General features: G+C 55.0%; 2 tRNA genes and 3 rRNA genes. All 5 read left to right on the top strand.

From position 1 onward, the window contains the following. The first annotated feature begins 60 nt into the window (after positions 1-60). Positions 61-1,599 (top strand): 16S ribosomal RNA (locus tag GH664_RS21765). Between the two features lie 73 nt (positions 1,600-1,672). Then, a tRNA-Ile gene (locus GH664_RS21770) sits at positions 1,673-1,749 on the top strand. A gap of 22 nt (positions 1,750-1,771) precedes the next feature. Further along, a tRNA-Ala gene (locus tag GH664_RS21775) sits at positions 1,772-1,847 on the top strand. A gap of 272 nt (positions 1,848-2,119) precedes the next feature. After that, positions 2,120-5,107: ribosomal RNA gene (locus tag GH664_RS21780) — 23S ribosomal RNA — on the top strand. A 103-nt stretch (positions 5,108-5,210) separates the two neighbouring features. Next, a 5S ribosomal RNA gene (rrf, locus tag GH664_RS21785) occupies positions 5,211-5,324 on the top strand. The 16S, 23S and 5S rRNA genes sit together here with 2 tRNA genes alongside, the layout of an rRNA operon. The last annotated feature ends 53 nt before the right edge of the window (positions 5,325-5,377 follow it).

Consider the following 5,377-nt stretch of genomic DNA (forward strand, 5'->3'; position numbering starts at 1 on the left):
GTTTCGCAATGATTGGTGCTCATGCTGATTAAGTCAGTATTTTGAGTACTTTGTAGGATTGAACTTAAGAGTTTGATCCTGGCTCAGATTGAACGCTGGCGGCATGCTTTACACATGCAAGTCGAACGGCAGCGGGGGCTTCGGCCTGCCGGCGAGTGGCGAACGGGTGAGTAATGCATCGGAACGTGCCCATGTCGTGGGGGATAACGTATCGAAAGGTACGCTAATACCGCATACGTCCTGAGGGAGAAAGCGGGGGACTCGCAAGAGCCTCGCGCGATTGGAGCGGCCGATGTCGGATTAGCTAGTTGGTGAGGTAAAGGCTCACCAAGGCGACGATCCGTAGCGGGTCTGAGAGGATGATCCGCCACACTGGGACTGAGACACGGCCCAGACTCCTACGGGAGGCAGCAGTGGGGAATTTTGGACAATGGGCGCAAGCCTGATCCAGCCATGCCGCGTGAGTGAAGAAGGCCTTCGGGTTGTAAAGCTCTTTCGGCCGGGAAGAAATCGTGTTCTCTAACATAGGACATGGATGACGGTACCGGACTAAGAAGCACCGGCTAACTACGTGCCAGCAGCCGCGGTAATACGTAGGGTGCGAGCGTTAATCGGAATTACTGGGCGTAAAGCGTGCGCAGGCGGTTTTGTAAGACAGATGTGAAATCCCCGGGCTTAACCTGGGAACTGCGTTTGTGACTGCAAGGCTGGAGTACGGCAGAGGGGGGTGGAATTCCACGTGTAGCAGTGAAATGCGTAGAGATGTGGAGGAACACCGATGGCGAAGGCAGCCCCCTGGGCCTGTACTGACGCTCATGCACGAAAGCGTGGGGAGCAAACAGGATTAGATACCCTGGTAGTCCACGCCCTAAACGATGTCGACTAGTTGTTCGGAGCAGCAATGCACTGAGTAACGTAGCTAACGCGTGAAGTCGACCGCCTGGGGAGTACGGCCGCAAGGTTAAAACTCAAAGGAATTGACGGGGACCCGCACAAGCGGTGGATGATGTGGATTAATTCGATGCAACGCGAAAAACCTTACCTACCCTTGACATGCCAGGAACCTTGCTGAGAGGCGAGGGTGCCTTCGGGAGCCTGGACACAGGTGCTGCATGGCTGTCGTCAGCTCGTGTCGTGAGATGTTGGGTTAAGTCCCGCAACGAGCGCAACCCTTGTCACTAGTTGCCATCATTTGGTTGGGCACTCTAGTGAGACTGCCGGTGACAAACCGGAGGAAGGTGGGGATGACGTCAAGTCCTCATGGCCCTTATGGGTAGGGCTTCACACGTCATACAATGGTCGGTACAGAGGGTTGCCAAGCCGCGAGGTGGAGCTAATCCCTTAAAGCCGATCGTAGTCCGGATCGTAGTCTGCAACTCGACTACGTGAAGTCGGAATCGCTAGTAATCGCAGATCAGCATGCTGCGGTGAATACGTTCCCGGGTCTTGTACACACCGCCCGTCACACCATGGGAGTGGGTTTCACCAGAAGTAGGTAGCTTAACCTTCGGGGGGGCGCTTACCACGGTGAGATTCATGACTGGGGTGAAGTCGTAACAAGGTAGCCGTATCGGAAGGTGCGGCTGGATCACCTCCTTTCAAGAGAAAGGCTGCGGCGGCCAAGTATCCACAGCTTATCGGTTGTTCAGACCAAGAGCCTCGAAGGCGCAGAGGGTCTGTAGCTCAGTCGGTTAGAGCACCGTCTTGATAAGGCGGGGGTCGTTGGTTCGAATCCAACCAGACCCACCACGCTTTTTTAGGTGCTCGAGAAGGGGCTGTAGCTCAGCTGGGAGAGCGGCGGCTTTGCAAGCCGTAGGTCGTCGGTTCGATCCCGACCAGCTCCACCAGGTGTCTCGAGGGTTCGAGAAGTCAGACAGGGCGATGAGGGGACTCGTCGGACTGTCTGACTTCTTGATCGGCAGCGGTGCTGTCGGTTGTTTGAGGTTTGCTCTTTAACAAAGTGGAAGAAGTGTGCAGTACATCGAGCCGGTGTGCTGCACAGTTGTGTGATTGCATTGATCCCATCGCCGTTGTCAGCAGTGGTGGGATCGCACAAGCGAGTTCGCCTATGGCCGGATCTTCGGCGCGTGAAAGCGCGCCAGAGGATCTAAGGTTATAGGATCAAGCGACTAAGTGCATGTGGTGGATGCCTTGGCGATCACAGGCGATGAAGGACGTGTAAGCCTGCGAAAAGCGTGGGGGAGCTGGCAATAGAGCTTTGATCCCACGATGTCCGAATGGGGAAACCCACCCCGCAAGGGGTATCCCAGACTGAATCCATAGGTCTGAGGAGGCGAACGCGGCGAACTGAAACATCTAAGTAGCCGCAGGAAAAGAAATCAACCGAGATTCCGCAAGTAGTGGCGAGCGAACGCGGAAGAGCCTGCACGACTAAACCATCAGCTTAGCAAAACGGTCTGGAAAGTCCGACGATACAGGGTGATAGTCCCGTATGCGAAAAGCCGGTGGCGGGTCTGAGCGTGCGACAAGTAGGGCGGGACACGAGAAATCCTGTCTGAAGATGGGGGGACCATCCTCCAAGGCTAAATACTCGTGATCGACCGATAGTGAACCAGTACCGTGAGGGAAAGGCGAAAAGAACCCCGGGAGGGGAGTGAAATAGATCCTGAAACCGCATGCATACAAACAGTGGGAGCCCCTGCACAAAGCATCTTCGGGTTCTTTCGACGAGGCGCAAGCCGAGTCAAAAGAACAAGTTCGAAATAGATCTTGTGCAGGACAAAGAACCCGTAGGGTTCTTTGTGCAGGGGTGACTGCGTACCTTTTGTATAATGGGTCAGCGACTTACGTTCAGTAGCGAGCTTAACCGAGTAGGGGAGGCGTAGCGAAAGCGAGTCTGATAAGGGCGTCAGAGTTGCTGGGCGTAGACCCGAAACCGGATGATCTATCCATGGCCAGGATGAAGGTGCCGTAACAGGTACTGGAGGTCCGAACCCACTAACGTTGAAAAGTTAGGGGATGAGCTGTGGATAGGGGTGAAAGGCTAAACAAATCCGGAAATAGCTGGTTCTCCCCGAAAACTATTTAGGTAGTGCGTCGTACGGACACTTGCGGGGGTAGAGCACTGTAATCGTTGGGGGGGTCATTGCGATCTACCCCGCGATAGCAAACTCCGAATACCGCAAAGTGATATACGGCAGACAGACATCGGGTGCTAACGTCCGGTGTCAAGAGGGAAACAACCCAGACCGCCAGCTAAGGTCCCAAATGCATGGCTAAGTGGCAAACGAGGTGGGAAGGCCTAGACAGCTAGGAGGTTGGCTTAGAAGCAGCCACCCTTTAAAGAAAGCGTAATAGCTCACTAGTCGAGTCGTCCTGCGCGGAAGATGTAACGGGGCTCAAGCCATGAACCGAAGCTGCGGATGTGTCTTTGACACGTGGTAGGGGAGCGTTCCGTAAGCCTGCGAAGGTGTCTCGTAAGGGATGCTGGAGGTATCGGAAGTGCGAATGCTGACATGAGTAGCGATAAAGGGTGTGAAAAGCACCCTCGCCGTAAGCCCAAGGTTTCCTGCGCAACGTTCATCGGCGCAGGGTGAGTCGGCCCCTAAGGCGAGGCAGAAATGCGTAGTCGATGGGAAACAGGTCAATATTCCTGTACCGCTCTATGATGCGATGGGGGGACGGAGAAGGTTAGCTCGGCCATCTGTTGGAATAGGTGGTTCAAGTGTGTAGGCGTGCTGCGTAGGCAAATCCGCGCGGCTAAGCTGAGGCATGATAACGAGGATCCTCGGATCCGAAGCGAGTGATACCCGGCTTCCAGGAAAAGCCTCTAAGCTTCAGTCATAGAGTGACCGTACCGCAAACCGACACAGGTGGGCTGGTAGAGAATACCAAGGCGCTTGAGAGAACTCAGGAGAAGGAACTCGGCAAATTGATACCGTAACTTCGGGAGAAGGTATGCCCCGTTAGCTTGTAGGAGTACATCCGAAGGGCGAAGGGGCCGCAGAGAATCGGTGGCTGCGACTGTTTATTAAAAACACAGCACTCTGCAAACACGAAAGTGGACGTATAGGGTGTGACGCCTGCCCGGTGCCGGAAGGTTAAGTGATGGGGTGCAAGCTCTTGATCGAAGCCCCGGTAAACGGCGGCCGTAACTATAACGGTCCTAAGGTAGCGAAATTCCTTGTCGGGTAAGTTCCGACCTGCACGAATGGCGTAACGATGGCCACACTGTCTCCTCCTGAGACTCAGCGAAGTTGAAATGTTTGTGAAGATGCAATCTCCCCGCGGCTAGACGGAAAGACCCCATGAACCTTTACTGTAGCTTTGCATTGGACTTTGACGGGACTTGTGTAGGATAGGTGGGAGGCTATGAAACGGTGACGCCAGTTGCCGTGGAGCCAACCTTGAAATACCACCCTGGTGTCGTCGAGGTTCTAACCCAGGCCCGTGAATCCGGGTCGGGAACAGTGCATGGTGGGCAGTTTGACTGGGGCGGTCTCCTCCCAAAAGGTAACGGAGGAGTACGAAGGTCTTCTAGGTACGGTCGGACATCGTACTGATAGTGCAATGGCAAAAGAAGGCTTGACTGCGAGACCCACACGTCGAGCAGGTGCGAAAGCAGGTCATAGTGATCCGGTGGTTCTGTATGGAAGGGCCATCGCTCAACGGATAAAAGGTACTCTGGGGATAACAGGCTGATTCCGCCCAAGAGTTCACATCGACGGCGGAGTTTGGCACCTCGATGTCGGCTCATCACATCCTGGGGCTGTAGCCGGTCCCAAGGGTATGGCTGTTCGCCATTTAAAGTGGTACGTGAGCTGGGTTTAAAACGTCGTGAGACAGTTTGGTCCCTATCTGCCGTGGGCGCTGGAAGTTTGAGAGGGCTTGCTCCTAGTACGAGAGGACCGGAGTGAACGCACCCCTGGTGTACCGGTTGTGACGCCAGTCGCATCGCCGGGTAGCTATGTGCGGAAGAGATAACCGCTGAAAGCATCTAAGCGGGAAACTCGCCTCAAGATGAGACTTCCCCGGGGCCCCGAGCCCCCTGAAGGGTCGTCGAAGACCACGACGTTGATAGGTCGGGTGTGGAAGCGTAGCAATGCGTTAAGCTAACCGATACTAATTGCCCGTGCGGCTTGATCCTATAACCTTATCCCTAAAGCCAACTCGCTTTAACTCAATCACACAACTCACACTTCTCCCCCACTTTGGCTCCGCGCCACCCCGCGCCGAGCAACAAGTCACAGTCTGACGACCATAGCGTCTTGGCCCCACCCCTTCCCATCCCGAACAGGACCGTGAAACAAGACCGCGCCGATGATAGTGAGGTCCGCCCTCGTGAAAGTAGGTCATCGTCAGACTAACCCCATCACTCAACGCCCGAGACCACTCCTGGTCTCGGGCGTTCGTGCGT

This window comes from Thauera sp. 2A1 (assembly GCF_009469595.2).
Classification (GTDB): Bacteria; Pseudomonadota; Gammaproteobacteria; order Burkholderiales; family Rhodocyclaceae; genus Thauera.